This is a genomic window from Streptomyces sp. UNOC14_S4, assembly GCF_020740835.1.
GTDB lineage: Bacteria > Actinomycetota > Actinomycetes > Streptomycetales > Streptomycetaceae > Streptomyces.
In genome coordinates this window covers 1-20,261 of sequence record NZ_JAINFC010000079.1, presented here as the reverse complement: position 1 = coordinate 20,261, position 20,261 = coordinate 1, and the positions used below count along the sequence as shown (strand labels likewise).

Annotated in this window: 21 protein-coding genes; 8 read left to right on the top strand and 13 right to left on the bottom strand. The window is 72.4% G+C overall.

Annotation, left to right across the window (positions count from 1 at the left end; all coding sequences use genetic code 11):
• The 5 genes from K6I34_RS10335 to K6I34_RS10315 all read right to left on the bottom strand — a co-directional run.
• Positions 1-1,365, bottom strand: a 1,365-nt coding sequence (locus tag K6I34_RS10335; RefSeq protein WP_229324503.1) for a S9 family peptidase, incomplete at its 3' end; no start/stop codon positions are given.
• Between the two features lie 71 nt (positions 1,366-1,436).
• Complete coding sequence (locus K6I34_RS10330; protein ID WP_229324501.1) at positions 1,437-1,892, bottom strand: MaoC family dehydratase; 456 nt, start codon at positions 1,890-1,892, stop codon at positions 1,437-1,439.
• Between the two features lie 40 nt (positions 1,893-1,932).
• Positions 1,933-3,447: a long-chain fatty acid--CoA ligase gene (locus tag K6I34_RS10325; protein ID WP_229324499.1), complete on the bottom strand. Its 1,515-nt coding sequence runs from the start codon at positions 3,445-3,447 to the stop codon at positions 1,933-1,935.
• A 46-nt stretch (positions 3,448-3,493) separates the two neighbouring features.
• Positions 3,494-4,369, bottom strand: coding sequence for an amidohydrolase family protein (locus K6I34_RS10320; RefSeq protein WP_229324511.1), 876 nt, complete (start codon positions 4,367-4,369; stop codon positions 3,494-3,496).
• Complete coding sequence (locus tag K6I34_RS10315; protein WP_308293985.1) at positions 4,369-5,319, bottom strand: SDR family oxidoreductase; 951 nt, start codon at positions 5,317-5,319, stop codon at positions 4,369-4,371. The genes K6I34_RS10320 and K6I34_RS10315 overlap by 1 nt, the downstream gene beginning before the upstream one ends.
• 322 nt (positions 5,320-5,641) lie before the next feature.
• Here K6I34_RS10315 and K6I34_RS10310 point away from each other — a divergent pair, with 322 nt between their 5' ends.
• Complete coding sequence (locus K6I34_RS10310; protein ID WP_229324507.1) at positions 5,642-6,085, top strand: MarR family winged helix-turn-helix transcriptional regulator; 444 nt, start codon at positions 5,642-5,644, stop codon at positions 6,083-6,085.
• 57 nt (positions 6,086-6,142) lie between these two features.
• On the opposite strand, the gene K6I34_RS10305 is transcribed toward K6I34_RS10310, so the two are convergent.
• The 5 genes from K6I34_RS10305 to K6I34_RS10285 form a co-directional block, all read right to left on the bottom strand.
• On the bottom strand, positions 6,143-7,282 hold the full coding sequence (locus K6I34_RS10305; RefSeq protein WP_229324497.1) for an alpha/beta fold hydrolase: 1,140 nt from the start codon (positions 7,280-7,282) through the stop codon (positions 6,143-6,145).
• Positions 7,279-7,863 carry a protocatechuate 3,4-dioxygenase subunit alpha gene (gene pcaG / locus K6I34_RS10300; protein WP_229324495.1) on the bottom strand — a complete coding sequence of 195 codons (585 nt, stop codon included), beginning with the start codon at positions 7,861-7,863 and terminating at the stop codon, positions 7,279-7,281. Before pcaG ends, K6I34_RS10305 begins: the two co-directional genes overlap by 4 nt.
• 77 nt (positions 7,864-7,940) lie before the next feature.
• Entirely contained in the window at positions 7,941-8,711 is a 771-nt protein-coding gene (gene pcaH / locus K6I34_RS10295; RefSeq protein ID WP_229324493.1) for a protocatechuate 3,4-dioxygenase subunit beta, read from the bottom strand.
• Between the two features lie 103 nt (positions 8,712-8,814).
• A complete protein-coding gene (locus K6I34_RS10290) occupies positions 8,815-9,459 on the bottom strand; it encodes a CoA transferase subunit B (RefSeq protein ID WP_229324491.1) in 645 nt (214 codons plus the stop codon).
• Positions 9,459-10,241 carry a CoA transferase subunit A gene (locus tag K6I34_RS10285; protein WP_229324489.1) on the bottom strand — a complete coding sequence of 261 codons (783 nt, stop codon included), beginning with the start codon at positions 10,239-10,241 and terminating at the stop codon, positions 9,459-9,461. Before K6I34_RS10285 ends, K6I34_RS10290 begins: the two co-directional genes overlap by 1 nt.
• A 145-nt stretch (positions 10,242-10,386) precedes the next feature.
• On the opposite strand from K6I34_RS10285, the gene K6I34_RS10280 reads away from it, so the two are divergent.
• A complete protein-coding gene (locus K6I34_RS10280; protein ID WP_229324487.1) occupies positions 10,387-10,821 on the top strand; it encodes a MarR family winged helix-turn-helix transcriptional regulator in 435 nt (144 codons plus the stop codon).
• A gap of 101 nt (positions 10,822-10,922) precedes the next feature.
• The gene (locus tag K6I34_RS10275; RefSeq protein ID WP_229324485.1) at positions 10,923-11,450 is read left to right on the top strand and encodes a DinB family protein; all 528 of its coding nucleotides are present in this window, start codon (positions 10,923-10,925) and stop codon (positions 11,448-11,450) included.
• A 174-nt stretch (positions 11,451-11,624) separates the two neighbouring features.
• Here K6I34_RS10275 and K6I34_RS10270 read toward each other — a convergent pair whose 3' ends face one another.
• Positions 11,625-11,999, bottom strand: a complete 375-nt coding sequence (locus K6I34_RS10270) for a hypothetical protein (protein WP_229324483.1) — start codon at positions 11,997-11,999, stop codon at positions 11,625-11,627.
• 175 nt (positions 12,000-12,174) lie between these two features.
• On the opposite strand from K6I34_RS10270, the gene K6I34_RS10265 reads away from it, so the two are divergent.
• The 5 genes from K6I34_RS10265 to K6I34_RS10245 all read left to right on the top strand — a co-directional run bounded on the left by K6I34_RS10265 (position 12,175) and on the right by K6I34_RS10245 (position 17,083).
• The gene (locus tag K6I34_RS10265) at positions 12,175-12,432 is read left to right on the top strand and encodes a hypothetical protein (protein WP_229324481.1); all 258 of its coding nucleotides are present in this window, start codon (positions 12,175-12,177) and stop codon (positions 12,430-12,432) included.
• A gap of 55 nt (positions 12,433-12,487) precedes the next feature.
• Complete coding sequence (locus tag K6I34_RS10260) at positions 12,488-13,357, top strand: helix-turn-helix transcriptional regulator (RefSeq protein ID WP_229324479.1); 870 nt, start codon at positions 12,488-12,490, stop codon at positions 13,355-13,357.
• A gap of 70 nt (positions 13,358-13,427) precedes the next feature.
• On the top strand, positions 13,428-14,186 hold the full coding sequence (locus tag K6I34_RS10255) for an SDR family NAD(P)-dependent oxidoreductase (RefSeq protein WP_229324477.1): 759 nt from the start codon (positions 13,428-13,430) through the stop codon (positions 14,184-14,186).
• Positions 14,187-14,209: 23 nt separating this feature from the next.
• Complete coding sequence (locus K6I34_RS10250; protein WP_229324475.1) at positions 14,210-15,790, top strand: MFS transporter; 1,581 nt, start codon at positions 14,210-14,212, stop codon at positions 15,788-15,790.
• 165 nt (positions 15,791-15,955) lie between these two features.
• Positions 15,956-17,083: a serine hydrolase gene (locus K6I34_RS10245; protein ID WP_229324473.1), complete on the top strand. Its 1,128-nt coding sequence runs from the start codon at positions 15,956-15,958 to the stop codon at positions 17,081-17,083.
• A 92-nt stretch (positions 17,084-17,175) separates the two neighbouring features.
• Here K6I34_RS10245 and K6I34_RS10240 read toward each other — a convergent pair whose 3' ends face one another.
• Complete coding sequence (locus K6I34_RS10240; RefSeq protein ID WP_229324471.1) at positions 17,176-18,516, bottom strand: tetratricopeptide repeat protein; 1,341 nt, start codon at positions 18,514-18,516, stop codon at positions 17,176-17,178.
• 154 nt (positions 18,517-18,670) lie between these two features.
• Complete coding sequence (locus K6I34_RS10235; protein WP_308293984.1) at positions 18,671-19,807, bottom strand: PP2C family protein-serine/threonine phosphatase; 1,137 nt, start codon at positions 19,805-19,807, stop codon at positions 18,671-18,673.
• Between the last annotated feature and the right edge of the window lie 454 nt (positions 19,808-20,261).

Genomic DNA, 20,261 nt, shown 5'->3' with positions numbered 1-20,261 from the left:
GTCGTAGGGGCGGAGGTAGGGGGCAGGCCGGTAGTCGGCATAGCGGGCCGGTGCGGACGCGTCCTCTTGCACGGCCAGGGAGTTGAGCGTGTCCGGAGTGGTGGCCCAGTGGCCGGTGGTGATGTGGTTCTCCAGGGTGTGCACTGCGGCGAGGGTCTCGCCCAGGGAAAAGGTGCAGTGCCCGGGGGCGCGGACATACGCCTGGCGGAGGAGGGCGGTGGAGCCGGCCGCCGTGGCCGCCCGGTGGTGGGCGCTCTCCGCCTGGACCGGTATCAGCGCGTCACCCGTGGTGTGCACGTTCAGCTGGGGCCGGGACAGCCGGCCGGTGAGGCTGCTGGTGCGGGCCGTCCAGGCGACGGCCCGCGGGTCGGCGCCGATGCGAGGTGCGCGGTCCAGTGCCGCGAGGTCGTCGCGGAGCGAGAGCCCGGCCTCGTGGTAGAGCTCGGTGACCTCCTCGCGGACGGAGGAGCGGTCGAGGAGCGTCGCGTAGTCGACGCCGGTGTTCCATGACGGGTTGCCGCCCGCACGGCTCTCGGCCTCCTGTCGGCGGGTGAACGCCGCGATCCGCAGCAGCCCGACGACGGCCTGGTACTGGTTGGCCTGCTGGGCATCACGGTCGTGCGGACCGGGCTCGGTCTGTGCCGTGTCGTTCCACGTCGGGATGTTGTGCAGGGCCGCGGCCAGGGCGATGCGGGCGCGGCCGGCGGGTGTCCGCTGGGCGCGGGAGACCTCGGCGGTCAGGGCGTCGGCCGCGGTGCGCGCGTCGGCCTGGTCGCGGAAGCCGGTCAGGCGGATGCCGGAGTCCGGGGCGAGCAGGGTCCGCAGCGCGAAGACCGGGTCCAGGGTGTTGTTCCAGTTGGCGACGCCGCCCTGCACCAGCCCGCACAGGGAGAGCGAGCCGTCGAAGCGGTCCGGGTGCCGTTCGGCGAGGGCGGTGGTCACCAGTCCGCCGAACGACTGGCCCCAGGCGATGGTGCGCCGGGCCGGGCCGAACCGCCGGGTGAACAGGTCGAGCGTGGCGAGCTGGTCGGGCACCGCGTCGGTGATGGCCCAGCCGGTCGAGGCGTACGAGGAGCCGATGAGCGCGTACCCCTCGTCGAGCAGTCGTGTCCTGGTGTCCTCACCGGGGGCGTCGGCAGCCGGGTTGGGGGCGCCTGTCGGCCGGTAGCCGTGGCTGAACAGCAGCACGGTGCCGTTCCAGCCGGCGGGCAGGTCCATCACGTACGTGGCGTCGGACGGCAGCCGTCCTTCGACGTGAACGGGTTCGCGGCGCGTCTCGGCGTGGGCGAGGGAGGGGGCCGGGGACGCGGTCGCCGCGACCGCGCACAGGGCTGTGGCGAGGAAGACGGGGGTACGGAGTCTCATGGGTGCGAGGACCTCCTGAATGTGATCCCTGATGTGATCCCTGGGTGTGATCCCTGAGTACGATCCGCGGATCAGGCGTAGAAGCGGGACAGGCTGCGCAGCACACAAGCCGGCTTCGTGGAGCCCTCGATCTCGATGGTGCCGTCGACGGCGATCTGTACCCCGCCCGGGACGTCCTCCACCGAGGCCAGCCGGGCGGCCAGCCTGATGCGGGAGCCCGCCTTCACCGGAGCGGGGAAACGCACCTTGTCCAGGCCGTAGTTGACCTTCGTCGTGACGCCCCGGACATCGAGGAGGCCGGTGAAGAGCGGTATGAACAGGGAGAGCGTCAGATGGCCGTGGGCGATGGGTGCGCCGAACGGGCCTTCCGCGGCCCTTGCCACGTCGGTGTGGATCCACTGGTGGTCGTCGGTGGCGTCGGCGAAGGTGTCGATGCGTTCCTGGGTGACGTCGGTCCATGCGCTGGTGCCGAGCTCGCTTCCGGCGAGCTTCCTGAGTTCGCCGAGTCCGTCGACGGTGACAGCCATGTTTCTCCTTCGGGGTCGGGGGCCTTCGTCTTCGGGAAGATCAGAGCGTGCCGTAGAGGCTGCGGACGCGTGGTTTGAGGAGCTTTCCGGAGGCGGTGCGGGGCAGTTCCGCCGCCATCACCACCGATTTGGGGATCTTGTACGGGGCCAGGCGGCCCCGGAGCGAGCCGATCGTCTCGTCCGGGGTGAGCCCGCTGCCCCCGCGGGGGACGACGACCGCGCGCGGCACCTCGCCCCACTTCTCGTCGGGAACGCCGATGACGGCGCACTCCACGATGTCGGGGTGGGCGAGCAGGGCGTTCTCGACCTCGGCGGGGTAGATGTTCTCCCCGCCCGAGATGATCACGTCCTTGAGGCGGTCGACGATGGTGATGTAGCCGTCGGCGTCGATCCGTGCGGCGTCCCCGCTGCGGAACCAGCCGTCGGTGAAGGCCGCGGCGCTCTCCTCGGGCAGTCCCCAGTAGCCGGGCATGACGTGCGGGCCGCGTATCAGTACCTCTCCGGTCTCGTCCGTCCCGGCCGGGGTGAGGTCGGGGCGGACGACCCGGACGTCGCTGAAGAAGTGCGGCACTCCGGCGGACCCGGCCTTGGAAACGGCGTGTTCGGCGTCGAGGAACAGGGTGCCGGGTGCCGCCTCGGTCATGCCGTAGCCCTGTTGGAAGGTGAGCCCGCGCCGCTGGTAGGCGGCGATGAGCGAGGTCGGCACGGGCGACCCGCCGCAGGTGAGCAGGCGCAGGGAGGACAGGTCGGCGTCCGGCCAGCGCGGGCGCCGGGCGATCCGTTCGTACATCGTGGGCACCCCGAACATGAAGGTGACCCTGTGGCGTTCGATGAGGTCGAGGGTGGCGTCGGGGTCGAAGGAGCCGGTGAGGACGCAGGTGCCGCCCTTGAGCAGGACCGGCAGCGTGAGCATGTTCAGCCCGGCGGTGTGGAACAGCGGTGCGGAGACGAGGGCCGTCTCGTCGGCGGTCAGATCGTGGTCGATCAGGACGTTGACGGCGTTCCAGGTGACGTTGGCGTGGGTGAGCATCGCCCCCTTGGGCCGGCCGGTGGTCCCCGAGGTGTACATGATGAGGCAGAGGTCGTCGCCGGTGACGGGTTCGTCGATCGGTTCGGCTGCCGGGGCGGCGGCGATCAGCCGCTCGTACGGCGCTCCCACTTCGACGGACGTGCGCACGGAGGAGGTCGCCGTGCCGTTCAGTCCCTCGACGAGGTCGGCGTGCGCCGGGGAGTACAGCAGCGTGCCCGCGCCGGAGTCCCGCAGCTGATAGGCGATCTCGGGAGCGGCGAGCCGGGTGTTGAGCGGTACGAAGACCGCGCCCAGCGCTCCGGCGGCGAAGAAGGACTCCAGGAAGGACGGGTGGTTGGGGCCCAGGTAGGCGATCCGGTCGCCGCGGCGGACGCCGGTCCCGCGCAGGGCGTGGGCGAGGCGGGCGGTGCGGGCATGGAGTTCGGCATAGCCGGTCGTGACGCCTTCGTGGACGAAGGCAGCGCGGTGCGGGGTCTTGCGGGCCCGACGGGCGGGCCATGATCCCAGTCCCTCGTTGCGTGTCATCGCGCACCCTCCAGTCATGGCGAACCCCGGTCGTGCGAAACCGGGTTCACGAGTCGGTGAGCCCGAGCAGCCGGGCGGCGTTCTCCTTGAGGATCTTCGGTCGGACCTCGTCCTTGATGGGCAGCGCGGCGAAGTCCGCGAGCCACCGGTCGGGGGTGAGGACGGGGTAGTCGGACCCGAACAGGACCTTGTCCTGGAGCAGGGTGTTGGCGTACTGGACGAGCTGGGACGGGAAGTACTTCGGTGACCAGCCGGACAGGTCGATGTGCACTCCGGGCTTGTGGCCCGCCACCGCGAGCGCCTCGTCCTGCCAGGGGAACGACGGGTGCGCCAGGATGATCTTCAGGTGGGGGAAGTCGGCGGCCACGTCGTCCACGTACAGTGGATTGGAGTACTTCAGGCGGATGCCCCCGCCGCCGGGCAGTCCCGCGCCGATGCCGGTCTGGCCCGTGTGGAAGAGGGCGACGGTGCCGGTCTCCTCGATCACTTCGTACAGGCCGTAGGCGAGCCGGTCATGGGGGAAGAAGCCCTGGATGCTGGGGTGGAACTTGAACCCCTTCACCCCGTACTCCTCCACCAGCCGGCGCGCTTGCCGCACCGCCGCCCTCCCCCGGTGCGGGTCGAGGGAGGCGAAGGGGACGAGCACGTCGGGGTTGGCGGCCGCGGCCGCGGCGACCTCCTCGTTCGGCACCGGCGGGGTGCCGGTCGCGGACTCGGCGTCCACGGTGAAGACGACCGCGGCCATCCGGCGCTCGCGGTAGTACGCGGCCAGCTCCTGGAGGGTGGGTTTGCGCAACCGGCCCTCGACCTTGAAGTAGGCGCTGGAGGCGTCGTAGAGGGCGTCGTCCAGGGCGGCGGCGCCGCGGGAGGACACCTCGGCGTGCGTGTGGACGTCGATCGCGACGAGTTCACCGACGCGCATCATGCCTCCGGAACCTTGGGTGCGGGGATACCGACGGTCTGCGGGGCGGCGCCGACCGAGGTGTGCCAGGAGGCGGCGATGGTCCCGGGGGTCCAGCCGCCGTCGGCGTACGCCACCGCGACCTCCTGCGGGTGCGACCACAGGGCCAGCCGGTCGCCGCCGATACCGACGCACTGGCCGGTGACGTCCCGGGCCGCGTCCGAGGCGAGGAAGGGGACGAGGGCGGCGCAGTCCTCGGCGGTGCCGAAACCCTCGCCCTTGCGCAGGAAGTCCGGCAGGGGCTCGCCGCGGTTCCACGCCTCGACGTACGGGGCGAAGGCGGGGATCGTGCTCGTCATTGCGGTCGCGGCGACCGGCACGATCGCGTTGACGGTGATGCCCGCCCTGGCCAGCTCCATCGACCAGGTGCGCGTCATGGCGGCGATACCGGCCTTGGCGGCGGCGTAGTTGGTCTGCCCGAAGTTGCCGCGCTGCCCGGCCGGGGAGCCGACCAGGATCAGGCTGCCGCCGTCGCCCTGCTCCCGCATCCGCGCGGCCGCGGCGCGGGCGCAGGTGAAGGTGCCCTTCAGATGCGTGGTGAGGACCGCGTCGAAGTCGTCGTCGGTCATCTTCCACAGCACGCGGTCCCGCAGGATGCCCGCGTTGGTGACCATGACGTCCAGTCGGCCGAACTCGGTGACGGCACGGGCGACCAGCTGGTCGGCGGCCTCGGCCGTGCCGACCGCGACGGCCTCGGCGACGGCCCGGCCGCCAGTGCCGGTGCCGGTGCCGGTGCCGGTGCCGGTGATGGACGCGGCGGCCCGCGCGGCGGCGTCCTGGTCGATGTCGTTGACGACCACACAGGCGCCGGCCCGTGCGAGCGCCCTGGCGTAGGCGAGGCCCAGTCCGCGGCCGGAGCCGGTGACGACGGCCACCTTGCCGGTGAGATCGATGGTGGGGGTGTGTGGCACTGCGGAATCCCTTCAACAGGAGGCAGGGCAAGGAGAGATGAAGACACGTCGGAGAGAAGTGCTCGATCCGTGCCGGTCCGTACGGGGACGCTAGGGCCAATTGTTGTTCAGGTCAATGGTTGTTCTCATCAATCGAGGTGGGGCATGCTGAGCGGGGGCCCTGACATCGAGAAGGCCATGGCATCGGGAAAGCCACGGCATCGCCCTGTCGGAACCCGTACCGGATCGCCCCGTCGGGGCCCGCACCAGGGAGCACGCCATCGCCGCCCAGCGAACACCCGCCGCAGCCGACGTCCGCCCCGCCGAGCCGGGCGAGCCGGGTATCCCGGACGAGCCCTGGCTGCGGAGCCTGCATTCCGACACCGGATATCTGCTCTACCGGATCGGCCTGCGCTCCGGTCAGCTCTTCAACGCGGCGCTGCAGGAGTCCGGGCTGCGCCTGCGCCATTACGCGCTCCTGCGTTTCCTCGCCACGACCGGGGGCACCCCGCAGCGGGAGCTCAGCGCCCGCCTCGGCCACGACCCGAGCGCCGTCGTCGGCCTCGTCGACGACCTCGAACGCCTCGGCTTCGCCGAACGGCGGCCCGCCCCCGGGGACCGGCGCAGCCGCGTCGTCGTCCTGACCGAGGACGGCCGGACGTTCCTGCGCGACACCGACGAGACGTGCCGCGATGTCACCGGCGAACTCCTCGAACCGCTGTCGCCGGACGAACGCGAGACGCTGCACGCCCTGCTGCTGCGCGTCGCGCGCGCCGACAGCGACTGACCCGGTGCCGCGTGCGGCAGGGCGCCCGCGGCGTCCGCGGCGCCCTCCGGTGCGGCGTCAGGCCGCCCCGTCCTCCTCCAGCACCCGCTGTGCCACGGCGAACGCCGCGTTCGCGGCCGGGACGCCGCAGTAGATTCCGGCCTGCAGCAGCACCGCGCCGATCTCCTCGCGACTCAGGCCGTTGCGCCGCGCCGCCCTGATGTGCAGGGCGAGTTCATCGAGGTGCCCGTGGGCCACCAGCGCGGTGAGCGTGACGAGGCTGCGGTCGCGCAGGCCGAGCGTCGGGTCGGTCCAGATCTCGCCCCAGGCGTAGCGGGCGATGACGTCCTGGAAGCGGGCGGTGAGGCGCGTGGTGCGCGTCTGGGCCCGGTCGACGTGGGTGTCCCCCAGCACCTGTCTGCGCACCGCCATGCCCGGGCCGGGGTTTGGTGCCGCGAAGTGTGCGCGCAGGGCGCCCAGCACGGCCCCGGGCCGCTCGGCTACCGCGAGGTGCGAGGCGTCGGGCAGTTCGACGAGTGCCGCGCCGGGTATCGCGTCCGCGATCTCCCTGGCGTGCGCGGGCGGGGTGACGGGGTCCTGCCGGCCGACGACGACCAGCGTCGGGGCGGTGATCGACGGCAGGTCCTCGCGCAGGTCGAGGACGGCGAGCGCGTCGCAGCAGGCGGCGTAGGCCTCCGGGTCGGCCCGGCGCAGGTCGCCGACGAGCTCCGGCGCGGTGAAACCGGGGGCGAACCAGCGCGCGGGCGCGGACTCGGCCAGCGGGCCCGTGCCCGACGTCCGCACGAGTGCGGCCCGTTCCCGCCAGGGGGCGGGTGGTCCGAAGTGTGCCGAGGAGGAGAGGACGGCGAGCCGGTCGACGCGGCCCGGGTGGCGCGCGGCGAGCCACAGGCCGACCGCGCCGCCGAGCGACACCCCTGCGTAATGGAAGCGTTCAGCGCCCAGGGAGTCGGCCAGGGCGAGGACCAGCCCGCCCAGGTCGGCGACGGTCGCGCCGGGGCCGATCGGGGCGGCGGGCGATCCGCCGTGTCCCGGCAGGTCCCAGCGGACGGCGCGGAACGACGAGCTCAGCTCGCGTGCGACAGCGCCCCACAGGGCGGACGAGGTGCCCAGCGACGGGCCGAGGAGCAGGACGGGCCCGGTGGCCGGTCCCTCCGAGCGGTGGTGCGGCGTGTGGGAGCCCCGGTCAGGTGCGCTCATGCGAACTCCAGGAACGTCGTCTCCGCCGCGCCTTGCAGGTGGATGTCGAACCGGTAGGTCCCGCGCGGTTCCGCGACGGCCAGCAGCGTCGCGCGCCGCGCTGGGGCGAGCGAGGCGAGGAGCGGATCGGCGGCGAGCCGCTCGGCGGGCTCGGGCAGGTACACGCGGGTGAACAGGTGATGGGTGAGGCCGCGGGCGAAGACGCAGGCGACGAGGTACGGGGCGTTGCGCCCGCGCGCGCCGGGCCGGAGCGTGCGAAGCGCCCACCGGCCATCCGCGTCGGTCGGGATGCGGCCGAACCCGGTGAAGCCGATACCGTCGCGGCCGAGGAATTCCCCCGTGGCCGGGTCGCGGCGCAATGACCCGGTGGCGCGCGGCAGTTCGCCGTCCGGGCCGAGCCCCCAGAACTCCAGGAGCGCGTCCGGGACCGGGGCACCGGCACCGTCCAGCACCTGTCCGTGGACGGTGATCGCGTCGGGGTGCCCCGCGGGTGCCACGTCCCCGCCGCCGGGGAACGGGAGGGCGTAGCCGTGGAACGGACCGATGGTGTGGGCGGGGGTCCGGGGCGCGGAGGATGTCATTCGGCGGCCTTCCTCGGTCTGTAACGTCCTTCTTCGGTCTCAGCGGACTTCTTCGGCCTCAGCAGGCTTCTTCGCTCTCATCGGACTTCGGTCCAAGCGGCGGTGGGGCCGTCGAGCACGATGTCCCAGCGGTAGCCGAGGGACTGCTCCGGTCGTGACAGGGCGTGGTCGTATGCGGCGACCAGCCGGCGGCGCGCGGCGGCGTCGGTGACGGACTGCAGGACGGGGTCGTGGGCGAGCAGCGGATCGTAGGGGAAGTACATCTGGGTGACGAGGCGTTGGGTGAAGGCGGTCCCGAAGAGCGAGAAGTGGATGTGAGAGGGCCGCCAGGCGTTGGTGTGGTTCCGCCAGGGGTAGGGGCCGGGCTTGACGGTGGTGAAGGTGTAGCCGCCGTCGTCGCCGGTCAGCGTCCGTCCCACGCCGGTGAAGTTGGGGTCGAGCGGCGCGGGGTGCCGGTCGCGCCGGTGGGCGTAGCGCCCGGAGGCGTTGGCCTGCCAGATCTCGATCAGCTGGCCGCGTACGGGCCGCCCGCCGCGGTCGAGGACCCGGCCGCTCACGGTGATGCGCTCGCCGAGCGGTTCGCCGGGGTGCCGGCGGGTGAGGTCGTTGTCGAGTTCGGTGACGTCGGTCGCGCCGAAGGCGGGCGAGGTCAGTTCGACGGCCTCCGGGTCGTACCGGACGGCGACGGGCACCGGCGGCCGCTTCGGGTGCCGGAGCGCGCTCGACCGGTACGGCGCGTAGTCCCGTGCGGGGTGATGGACGGGTGTGGCGCCCGCAGCGACGGCTTTCTCGTACGCCTCGCGCCTCAGTGCCATCTCATGGTCGATGTCGGCCTGGGTGGGTGTCATCGTTCCTGAATTCCTCCGTCCTGGGCGGGCATGGCGTCCGGCGGCGAGCCGACATCCTTTTCGGCAAAGCGCTTTCGGACCTCTTCAGTACAGGTGCTCCGGTTCAGCGCAGGTGCGCCGGGACATGGACCCTCGCCGCGGTCCTCCCGGCGATCTCGTCGGCCGTGACGTCCGGCGCCGTCTCCACGAGCGCGAAGCCGTCGGCGGTGATGTCGAGGACGCCGAGGTCGGTGACGATCCGGTCGACGCAGGCCCGGCCGGTCAGCGGGAGGGTGCAGTCGGCGACGAGCTTGGCCGCGCCGTCCTTGGTGGTGTGGGTCATGAGGACGACGACGGTGCGGGCGCCGTGGACGAGGTCCATGGCGCCGCCGATCCCGGTGACCCGTGTGCCGGGGACGGACCAGTTGGCGAGGTCGCCGTGGCGCGACACCTGCATGGCGCCGAGGACGGCGACGTCGACGTGCCCGCCGCGGATCATGGCGAAGGACAGGGCCGAGTCGAAGCAGGAGGCGCCGGGCAGCAGGGTCACGGTCTCCTTGCCCGCGTTGATCAGGTCGGGGTCCACCCGGTCCTCGGTGGGATAGGGGCCTGTGCCCAGGATTCCGTTCTCGGACTGCAGGACCACCTCCAGTCCCCGGGGCAGGTGGTCGGCGACGAGGGTGGGCAGGCCGATGCCGAGATTGACGTACTGGCCGTCCTTCAGCTCGCGGGCGGCACGCGCGGCCATCTGTTCGCGGGTCCAGGGCATCAGTTCCGTACCTCCTCCCCCGCCGGGGAGACGGCGACGATCCGCCGCTCGACCGGCTTGTCGGCGGCCTGCTCCGGGGTGAGCGGTACGACCCGCTGCACGAAGACGCCCGGCAGGTGGACGTGGTCCGGGTCGATCCCGCCGGGCTCGACCAGTTCCTCCACCTCGGCGACGGTGACCCGGCCGGCCATCGCCGCGAGGGGGTTGAAGTTCCGGGCGGACCTGGCGAAGACGAGATTGCCGTGCCGGTCTCCCCTCGCGGCGCGTACGAGGGCGAAGTCCGTGCGTATGCCGCGCTCGAGGACGTACGCGCGCCGGTCGAACTCCCGCACCTCCTTGGGTGCCGTGGCCGCGGCCACCCGGTCCTCGTGGCCGTACCGGAGCGGCAGCCCGCCGTCGGCCACCTGGGTGCCGACCCCGGCCGGGGTGTAGAAGGCGGGGATGCCCGCGCCCCCGGCGCGCAGCCGCTCGGCGAGCGTGCCCTGGGGGACGAGTTCGACCTCCAGCTCACCGGACAGGTACTGGCGGGCGAACTCCTCGTTGGCGCCGATGTACGAGCCGGTGACGCGGGCGATCCGGCCGTCGGCGAGCAGTACGGCCAGACCTCGGCCCAGTGCTCCGCAGTTGTTCGACACGACCGTGAGGCCGCGGGCTCCTGTCGCGTGGACAGCCCGGATCAGTACCTCCGGCACTCCGCTGAGGCCGAAACCGCCGACCGCCAGTGACGCGCCGTCACGGACATCGGCGATGGCCTCGGCGGCGGTGGCCACCACTTTGTCCATCGTGGACTCCTCCTTGCCTCAAAATACTCAGTGCACTGACTATCTGTTCGGCGATCGCGAGCCTGGCATGATGAGAGAGGAGGGTCAAGACCGTCAGCACAGGGAACATCAGGGAACGTCAGGGACGTTCAGGGGAGGACAGGCCGTGCCCGCGCTCGACCTCAACACGCACCCCGGCCATCTGGCCCGGCGGTTGCAGCAGGCGCACACACTGCTGTGGACCACGATCGTCTCGGAGGAGGTCACCTCACCGCAGTTCGCCGTGCTCAACGCCCTGACCGGCGAGGACGGCCTCGACCAGCGCACGGTGGGCGAACGGGTCGGCCTCGACCGGTCCACCATCGCCGAGGTGGTCCGCCGCCTGGTCGCACGCGGCCTGGTCGACAAGGAGCGCGACACCAAGGACAGCCGCCGGTCCGTCCTGCGCGTCACCGAGGAAGGCGCGCGTGTGCACCACAAACTGTCCCTGCGGACCGCCCGGATGAACCAGGTCCTCCTGGCACCGCTTGACCCTCAGGAGCGGTCCGCCTTCCTGGAACTGCTGAAGCGCGTCTCGGACGCGGCCGAGGGGCTGCGCTGAGATCCGGCGTCGGGACGTCCGGCCGAGCCGCGTCGGCGTACCGACGCGACTCGGCGGTGGGGGGCTGCCGTCGCGCGACGGGCCGTGCCAGGCTGGCCCACATGCCCACCACACCCGACGGGCGGCCGATGCCGTCCCCGCGAGCCGACGAACGGACCTTGCTGGAAGGCTGGCTGGACTTCCACCGCGCGACACTGGCCCTGAAGTGCTCGGACCTCGACGACCGGCAGGCCCGTACGGCTTCCGCGGAGCCCTCCCGGATCACCTTGCTGGGCCTGGTCCGGCACATGGAGATCGTCGAACGCCACTGGTTCCAGGACGTGTTCGCCAGGCGGGAGGGGACACTGCGCCAGGGGCCCGAGACGGACCTCGGCTTCGCCCTCGATCCGGACCAGGGGCTGGACGAGGCACTCGCCTCCTGGAGAGCGGAGGTCGAACGCAGCCAGGAGGCGATCGCCGACCGCTCCCTGGACGACTGCGGGCACCTCGCGGGGCAGAACGCGGCGTTCCTCGAAAGCGAGGAGGTCTCACTGCGCTGGATCCTCACCCACATGATCGAGGAGTACGCGCGCCACAACGGTCACGCGGATCTGATCCGGGAACGCGTCGACGGCACGACGGGCCTGTGACCCGGGCACCCACCCGCACCTGTACCGGATGGGCCACGCGCTCGTCCCGGCTGCCGGGAGGGCGGTCGTCAGACGCGCACGCCGCGTCGGGCCCGCCACCGCGAGGGAGGTGGGTTTCAGCGGGGCGGAGGCGGACCGGGCGGAACGCCGCCGGGCGAGGGGTGACGGCGGCCCTCAGCGCTCGCGGAAGCCGCCCAGGAAGCGGCGGAAGAGCCCGCCTTCCCGGGGCAGCGGGGCGGACGGCGGCGGAGCCGTGGGGCGCTCGCGGGCGACCGGCTGGTCGTAGTCCGCGCGGGCGATGGCGTCGACGGTCCGGTCGAGGTCGTAGTCCCCGGAGCCCTCGATGGACGGCACGAAGCCGACCAGGACCCCGTCCCGCATGACCTGGGCTTCGAGGCCGGCGGTGTCGTCGGTGTCCCAGACGGCCTCGCGGCCGTCGCGCAGGACCACGCGCACGCCGATCCGGTAGACGCCCTCACGGGCCAGGTGGGCATCCACACCGCGTTGCCGCAACGCGTCCACCACGTGAAGCGCCCTGTTCTCGTCCATACGGCCAAGGTAACGCCCGCGACGGCCGGCGCAGGATCGCGCCACGGCGCCCTCGTCCTCCCCTCCCCCGTCCCGTCCGACCGCCTGTGCCCGGCGGGCGGTCCGCGGCCTTGGGGCCGTAGGATGATCCCGACATGGGTGAATATGTACGTGAATCTTCGGCAGGGCACAACGGATGACGCAGCGAACCGAACCGGAGGACGAGCGGGCGGACGTCGGTGGCGCCCACATAGGGCTTGCCGTGACGGTGGCCTTCGTGGCCGTCATCGCCTTTTCCGCCGGTGCTCAGTGGGCCCTTGTCGTGGCCGAGGCCGCAGGTGGGTGGTTCCTCCTGGCGCTGGGATTCGCCTGGACCTTCGTCGATCGCGGCGTGGAAGCGGTGAAGCACGCCTACCGGCTGACCTTCGGCTGGGGTGACTACGTCTCGCCCTGACGAGCCCGCGGCACGTGTCGCGCGTTGTGCGTCACGCGTTGCCTAGCATGGCTCGATGGACATCTCCCGCCTCCCCGCAGACGCCCGACAGCGACGCAGCGCAGAGATCCGCGAGTTCCTGCGCTCCCGGCGGGCCCGGCTGTCGCCCGAGGATGTGGGCATGGTCGCCGGCGGCGGGCGGCGGACGCCGGGGCTCCGCCGGGAGGAGGTGGCGGTGCTCGCCGGGGTGGGGATCTCCTGGTACACGTGGCTGGAACAGGGCCGTGAGATCAATGTGTCGGCGGACGTCCTGGACGCCATAGCGCGGGTACTGCAACTCGGGGCGGCCGAGCGCGAGCATCTGTATCTGCTGGCGGGTCTCAATCCTCCGCAGGCACCCCCGGCGGACCGGGACGTTCCGCCCGGGCTCCGGCGGGTGATCGACGGCTGGCTGCCGCGTCCGGCCTACGTCATCGACCGGCACTGGAGGTTCACCGCCGTCAACCGCGCCGCCCGGCTGGTGTTCGGGTACGGCGAGACCGACCACAGCTGTCTCGTGAGCTTCTTCACCAACGCCCGTCACCGCTCGGCGCTGTGCCACTGGGAGGACGCGGCGCGGGAGATCGTCGGCCAGTTCCGTGCCGATGCCGCCCGCTACCCGGACGACCCGGAGTTCAGCCGGCTGGCGTCCGACCTGTGTGCCGCGAGCCCCGCCTTCGCCGAGATCTGGGCCGAGCACCCCGTCGGCAGCTCGGCCCACGGCATCAAGGCCGTCGACCATCCCGGAACGGGCGAGCTGGTCTTCGAGTACACGACACTGCCGCTCCCCGACCTGCCGGGTCACCGGCTGCTGCTGTACACCCCGGCGCCGGGCACCGGCACCCGGGCACGGCTGTCCGCGCTGCTGGGCGAAGCAGAGGCGGAGACAGCGCCCGTCGTCGGCTGAGGGTGGTGGTGACGGACCCAGGCTTGACCGGCACTGCCGGGTCCGGGCGGCCGCACCGAGGATCGTCGGCATGAAACGATTCACGAACAAGACGGTCCTGATCACCGGCGGTACCGGCGGCATGGGTCTCGCCACCGCGCGCAGACTCCTCGACGAGGGTGCCTACGTCGTCATCACCGGACGCGACCGGGCGCGCCTGGACGCCGCCGTCGTCCGCCTCGGCGCCGCCCCCGGGCGCGTCCTCGCGATACGGGCCGACGTGGCCTCCCTGCCCGATCTGCGGCACCTGATGCGGGAGACCGAGACCTGGCGCGGCGGTCTGGACGTGGTCTTCGCCAACGCGGGCGTCGGAATCTTCAAGCCGGGCGCCGAACTGACGGAGGAGGACTTCGACCGCACGGTCGACGTCAACTTCAAGGGCGTCTTCTTCACGATCCACGAGGCGCTGCCGCTGCTGCGCGACGGCGGCTCCGTCGTCATCAACGCCTCCTGGACCCTGCACCGCGGACTGGCCGTCGCTTCCGTCTACTCCGCCACCAAGGCCGCCGTGCACAATCTCGCCCGGACCCTGGGCGCCGGTCTCGCCCCGCGCGGGATCAGGGTCAACTCCGTGAGCCCCGGCTACATCGACACGGAGATGTACCGGGAGGCCAACCCCGACCCCGGCGCCGAGGCGCTCAATGCCGCCGAAGTGCCCCTGGGCAGCCTCGGCCATCCCGACGACGTCGCGGCGGCCGTGGCCTTCCTGGCCTCCGACGACGCCTCGTACATCACCGGTCAGGACCTCGTCGTCGACGGCGGTCTCGTCGGCTCCGTGCCCGCGGCATGACGGGGCGTACGACGGCGCGCCCCGTGACAGCGCACCCCGCGACGGCGCGCCTCCCCGCGGCCGGAGCCGCGCGGCAGCCCGGGCGCGCCGTATCGCTGTTCGCCGTCCTGCTGGCTCTGCTGATCCTGCCGACCGCGGTGACCGGATCCGGGGTGGCGCTCCCCCACATCGGACGGGACACGGGCGCGTCGCTGGACGCACTGCAGTGGGTGATGCACAGCTACAACCTGACCTTCGCGAGCCTCCTGCTCGCCTGCGGCTCGCTGGCCGATCTCGCCGGGCGGCGCCGCGTGTTCACCGCGGGCGGCATGCTGTTCACGGCGGCGTCGCTGGCGAGCGCGCTGGCGACGGACGTCGTCGTGCTGGACGTGATGCGCGGGGCGGCCGGGGTCGGTGCGGCCGCTCTGCTGACCGGCGGCAGCTCCCTCCTGGCCGCGACGTTCGACGGGGCGGCTCGCACCCGGGTGTTCGCCGCCGTCGGCATCGTGACGGGCGGCGGGCTCGCCCTGGGGGCCATGGCGGCGGGGGCGCTGGCGGACGCCCTGGGGTGGCGCTCGTTCTTCGGGCTGCACGCGGCGCTGATGCTGCTGGTCCTGTGTGCCGTCCCGTTCCTGCCCGAGTCGCGCGGCGACACCGCGGCCCGGGTGGACCGGGCCGGCACCACGGTCCTCATCGGCGGTCTCTTCCTGCTCATGCTCGGGACGGTCGAGGGCCCGCAGTGGGGCTGGGGCAGCGCCGGGGTGCTGGGGCTGCTCGCCGGGTCGGTCCTGCTGATGGTGGTGTTCGTCGTGGTGGAACGGCGGGTGCGGCACCCGATGCTCGACCTGGGGCTGCTGCGCAACGCCGGGTTCATGGCCCTGTGCCTGATTCCCGTGGTGGTCTCGTTCTCGTTCGTGGTCCTGCTGCCGCTGCTGCCCGGGTACCTCGTGGTGGCGAACGGCTCCTCCAGCCGGGCGGCGGGCGCCACGATGCTGCTGATGACACTGCCGGTCCTGGTCACCCCGCTGGCGGCGGGCCGGCTGATCCGGTGGGGCGTCCCCACTCAGGGCGTGCTCGGGCTCAGCCTGGTGTGCCTGACGGCGGGCGTCGCGTGGCTCGCCGCCGCCCTGCGGCCCGGTGCGGGCCCGGCGGAGCTCGCCGGGCCGCTGCTCGTACTCGGGGCCGGGCTCGGGCTCAACTTCGGCCTGGTCGACGGCGCGGTGCTGACCGTCGTGCCACCCGAGGCCACCGGGACGGCGGCGGGCCTCCTCAACACCCTGCGGCTGGGCAGCGAGGCCGTCGTCATCGCCGCGGCCGGTGCGGGGCTGACCGGTCTGACACGTGACCGGCTGAGCGGCGGGCCGGACCGCTTCCCCGCCTACGACGGCACTGCCGCGGACCTGGCCAACGAGGCGAACGCGGGAGACCTGGACGGCTCGCTGTCCGCTCTGCCGCCCGGAGTCCGACGGGAGTTCGCCGACTTCGTCGCCCACGGGCTCACCGGCGCCTGGCACGCGGTCCTGTGGACGAGCGCGGCGGTCTGCGCGGCCCTGTCCGTGACGATCGTCGCCATGCTCCCGCGACGGCGCGCCACCACGGGCACCGCCGACGCGGACGCCCCCTGACGCGGCCCGGGTCGCGGGCGGGCCGCGGGCGGGGGGCCCACTGAGGGTCCACCTCAGGGTGGTTCCAGGGTCTGGTCGGGGTGATCACTGATGGGCAACAGCGACTGCGTCCAGCAGAGTTGACCTTGCGCCGAGATCCGTCGACCCTGTCCCGGAGGAACGCTGATGCGTAACCGCCTCGCCTTGACCGCCCTGACCGCCCTCACCCTGGCCACCGCTGTCACCGCCGGTGTGGCGGCACCCGCGACCGCCGCCGGGCCGGACCCCGTACGGCAGGGGCTGAAGACGCTGGTGCGCTCCGATCACGCACCCGGCGCGCTGGCGAGTGTGACGGACGCCGACGGGAACCTCCGTACCTACACCGCGGGCGAGGGGGACCGGGACACGCACGCGAAGGTGCCCCGCGACGGTCAGGTGCGGATCGGCAGCGTCACCAAGACGTTCACCGCGGTGGTCGTGCTGCAACTCGTCGGCGAAGGAAAGATCGGCCTCGACGAACCGGTCGAGAAGTATCTGCCGGGCCTCGTGCGCGGGAAGGGGATCGACGGACATCACATCACGGTGCGTCAGCTCCTGCAGCACACCAGCGGACTTCCCGACTACGAGGACGACGTCACCGCCGACATCCTTGAGCGCCGCTACCTCTCCCCCCGCGACGCCCTGGACATCGCCCTCGGGCACGAAGCCGTCTTCGCCCCCGGGGCGAAGGACCAGTGGGGATACAGCAGCACGAACTACCTGGTGGCCGGGCTGATCGTGGAGAAGGTCACCGGACGGCCCCTCGCCGAGCAGATCGACCAGCGCGTCATCCGGAAGGCCGGGCTGCGCCACACCTACTTCCCCGGCCCCGGCGAGACGGCCATCCGGCAACGCCACCCCCAGGGCTACCGCGAGGAATCCCCGGGCGCGCCCCTGCGCAACGTCACCGAGATCGACCCCTCCGCGTCCTGGGCGGGAGGCGCCATGGTCTCCACCGCCTCCGACCTCAACCGCTTCTTCTCCGCGCTGCTGAAGGCGAAGGGCAACGTCCTCCTGGGGGAGAACCAGACAGCCCAGATGCGCACCACCGTCCATGTGAAGGACGGCTACGACATGGGGCTGGGGATAATGCGGGTGCAGCTGTCGGACACGTGCGTCGCCTGGGGCCACAGCGGTGCCATTCCCGGCTACGGAACCTGGGCCGCGGCCACCGACGACGGCCGTGCCGCCGGTGTCACGATGACCCTTGAGCCGAAGACCGGTGAAGCCTTGAAGCATCTTGAGGACACCATGAAGGCGGGTCTGTGCCGCTGACCCACATGGCCTGACCCATATGGTCTGGCTGACACGGCCTGACCCACAAGCCTGGCCGACAGCGGCGTTCGATTCGCGTCTCAGTCCACGCCTCAGTCCACGCCCGCGGTGCTCGTCCGCCGCGTGAGACGGGCCAGGGCGTCCTGGTTGTAGGGGCACCGGGCGCGCAGGTTGATGCGTTCGCTGAGCAGCGTACGGCCGAGGTCGTGGTACCCGGCGTGCAGGGTCGCTTCGACGAGGGTCTTCTGCAGGGCGTCCCGCTGGGCGTGGCTGCCGCCGAAGTCCTGGAAGCGGCGGCGCAGGGGAAGGAGCAGGTCGACGGTCTCGGCGTAGCGTCGCTGTCCGTAGGCCACGAGCGCCCGGCAGACCGGCAGGCCGATGTCGGCGGTCATCGCGGCGTTGGAGAGGCCCGGATGCCGCGGGTCCACGGTCCGTACCCAGGATTCCCGTTCGCGGATGAGCTTTTGGGCGTCGGACAGGCGGTCGGCTCCGACGTAGGCCATGACCGCGTGGACGTCGTTGAAGGCGTAGTGGGCGCCGTCGTTCCGCCGTGCCCAGGCGTCGGCGAGCGCGGGCCAGCGCTCGCCGGTGTCGGCGCCCGCCAGGTGGAGCCGCCACAGCAGGGCGGCGGCGTCCAGGAGTTCCATCGCCGCCCCGGACGAGCCGTCGTGGTGGATGGCGGCGTCGTAGACGGCCAGGACCTGGTCCGTGCGGCCGGTCTCCAGGAGGTACAGGGCGTAGTGCCACCAGTTGTGCACGTTCAGATAGTTGCCGGTCGCCCAGTGGTCGGTGCGGGCGTCGAGGTAGCGGATGCCGTCCTCGTGCCGGCCCTGCATCTCGTAGGAGTGCACGACGGCGTGGATGCCCCAGACGTCGCGGGCGTTGCGTTCGACGGCCTCCAGGCCCACGCGCTCGGCCAGGTCGTAGTGTCCGGCCTCCTCCAGCCCGAACGCGTACATGCCCTGGAGCAGGCCGTAGTGCGCGTCGTCGCGGTCCCAGGCGGACAGTGCGCCGCCGATGCGGTCGCGCAGCAGCACGGCGTCGCCGGTGAAGAAGTCGATCTGGTGGCCGACCGCGAGGGCGAGGGCGTCCTTCGGGTACGTCACGACGAGCCCGGCGAGAATGCGGCCGGCCTCGTGCATGTCCCCGTCCAGCCAGGCGGAGGCCGCCTCGACGTGCATGCGCTCACGCGGGGTCAGGCCGGCCGGGGATACGTCCCGCCGGAACGTCCCGAAAGCCGTGGCGGCCTCGGCCGCGTCCTTCTCCTCCGTGCCCAGCAGCCCCAGGTACGCCCGGAAGACGTTCCCCATGGCGGACCGGGGTGAGACGTCGAGCGCCGCCCCGACCTCCGTGGCGGCCTCCGCGCGGAAGAAGAGCAGGTTGTCCAGGGCCTGCTCGTAGTGGCGCACGGCATCGGCATCCGTGTACGTCATGGGGTGGGCGTGCCGGTCCGTGACCACAGAGTCCTCCTGTCAGATCAGCGCGCGTCGGGAGGATCTCTGCCCCGTGCCGGGGGGACGGACACCACGGTGGTGCGCGGGCGCGTCCCGGCGGCCCGTGGCCCGGCGCCGCGGCCGGACGTTCCCGTCAGCCCGTGCCGCGGGTGATCGCGAGCAGTGCCATGTCGTCGGTGGTGCGGCCGCCCGTGTGGTGGCCGACGTCGGCCAGAAGGGCGTCGAGCAGGTCGTCCGGGTCCGGGAACGCGCGTCCGGCCAGGGCGGCGGCGGGGTCGTAGAAGGCCCCCGTACGGTCCTTCGCCTCGGTGAGGCCGTCGGTGTAGAGCAGGAGGGTGGCCCCTGGGGGGAACGGCACCGTGTCGGTGACGCCCTGGCCGGGTCCCAGCCCGGCCAGGCACAGCGGGAGCGCCGGTTCGGACGGCTCCACGCAGCGGACGTGGCCGTCGCGCCGCAGCAGAAGCGGTGCCGGGTGTCCGCGGTTGAACAGCCGCAGCTCGTCGCCGGAGTGCGGGAACTCGGCGAGGACACCGGTGACGAAACCCTCGGTCTGTTCGAGACCCGCCCGTCGTGCCGCCTCCCGCACCAGCCCCCGTTCGAGCCTGGCCGCGATCCCGGCGAGCGTGTCCTCCTCCTCGGCGGCCTCCCGGAACACCCCGAGCGCGACGTCCACCGCCTTGACCGCCTCCATGCCCTTGCCCCGGACGTCGCCGACCAGGCAGCGCACGCCGTAGGGGGTGTCCTGCACGGCGTACAGGTCGCCCCCGATCTGCGCTTCCCTGACGGCCGACTGGTAGCGGGCGGCAACCCTCAGGGCGCCGAGTTCCGGTGGCGGCTGGGGCAGGACGGCACACTGCACCGCCCGGGCGACTTCGCGGACGGACCGCAGCCGTACGTCCCGGTAGTGCATGAGCCGGTTGACGACGACGGCGAAGGCCGAGACGGTCGCCACCGCCGCCAGCTCGCTCCGCCCGCCGGAGTCCTCCAGGAAGCCGAAGTGGACGAGCAGCGCGGCGTCGGTGGCACAGGCGCCGAGGCCCGCCAGGATCGTCGCGCGCAGCGAGAGCAGGGCGGCGGCCGTCATCGGCGCGGCGGTGTAGAAGGCCTCCGCGCTGAAATGCGGAGGCGTGTGGAAGTCGAGGACGGCGCCAGCGGCCAGCAGGAAGACCGGCACCAGCTGGAGGTGGCGCAGGAACCAGCGCATCACGGCCGTGCGCCCTGCGCTCGGTGCCTCCACGTACGGCTCCCGGTCTTCGTTTCGTACGACCACGCTCAAGCATCTTCCCGCCGCTCCCGTCCCGGTGCCACACGGCGTACCCGGCCCGGCCGCGCCCCGCCCGTTCCATACGCCTGCACGGCGACGGGGCCGTTCCGTGTACACGCGTTGAACTTCCGTATATCCGCTGTAGATCAACCCCGGGTTTTCTGGCCCCGCAAGCTTCCGGAATCCCGAGGCGATCGGAGGTGAATCATGAAGGAGCTCATCGAGCGGGTGGCCGGTCTCAAGGACGCGGCGAACCTGGCGGAGGTCTTCGGCCCGGCCGAGGACCAGACGGCGGCCTGGGTGCTCGTCGAGGACTGACGGTCCCGGTGACGGCATGGCCCCGGTGACGGCATGGTCCCGGTGGCCGCGTAGTCCGGGGGCACCGCGCCCGCCCGCCCCACGCAGTCGGCGCGGTGCCCCCGGACTACGCGGCCACCGGGACCATGCCGTCACCGGGGCC

Coding starts and splice junctions, on each gene's coding strand:
- K6I34_RS10290 (WP_229324491.1), bottom strand. CDS start 9,459: ATGCCCTGGACCCGCGAACAGATGGCCGCGCGTGCCGCCCGCGAGCTG.
- K6I34_RS10285 (WP_229324489.1), bottom strand. CDS start 10,241: ATGGACAAAGTGGTGGCCACCGCCGCCGAGGCCATCGCCGATGTCCGT.
- K6I34_RS10245 (WP_229324473.1), top strand. CDS start 15,956: ATGCGTAACCGCCTCGCCTTGACCGCCCTGACCGCCCTCACCCTGGCC.
- K6I34_RS10260 (WP_229324479.1), top strand. CDS start 12,488: ATGGACATCTCCCGCCTCCCCGCAGACGCCCGACAGCGACGCAGCGCA.
- K6I34_RS10270 (WP_229324483.1), bottom strand. CDS start 11,999: ATGGACGAGAACAGGGCGCTTCACGTGGTGGACGCGTTGCGGCAACGC.
- K6I34_RS10275 (WP_229324485.1), top strand. CDS start 10,923: ATGCCCACCACACCCGACGGGCGGCCGATGCCGTCCCCGCGAGCCGAC.
- K6I34_RS10330 (WP_229324501.1), bottom strand. CDS start 1,892: ATGGCTGTCACCGTCGACGGACTCGGCGAACTCAGGAAGCTCGCCGGA.
- K6I34_RS10320 (WP_229324511.1), bottom strand. CDS start 4,369: ATGCGCGTCGGTGAACTCGTCGCGATCGACGTCCACACGCACGCCGAG.
- K6I34_RS10255 (WP_229324477.1), top strand. CDS start 13,428: ATGAAACGATTCACGAACAAGACGGTCCTGATCACCGGCGGTACCGGC.
- pcaH (WP_229324493.1), bottom strand. CDS start 8,711: ATGACACCCACCCAGGCCGACATCGACCATGAGATGGCACTGAGGCGC.
- K6I34_RS10305 (WP_229324497.1), bottom strand. CDS start 7,282: ATGAGCGCACCTGACCGGGGCTCCCACACGCCGCACCACCGCTCGGAG.
- pcaG (WP_229324495.1), bottom strand. CDS start 7,863: ATGACATCCTCCGCGCCCCGGACCCCCGCCCACACCATCGGTCCGTTC.
- K6I34_RS10325 (WP_229324499.1), bottom strand. CDS start 3,447: ATGACACGCAACGAGGGACTGGGATCATGGCCCGCCCGTCGGGCCCGC.
- K6I34_RS10240 (WP_229324471.1), bottom strand. CDS start 18,516: ATGACGTACACGGATGCCGATGCCGTGCGCCACTACGAGCAGGCCCTG.
- K6I34_RS10265 (WP_229324481.1), top strand. CDS start 12,175: ATGACGCAGCGAACCGAACCGGAGGACGAGCGGGCGGACGTCGGTGGC.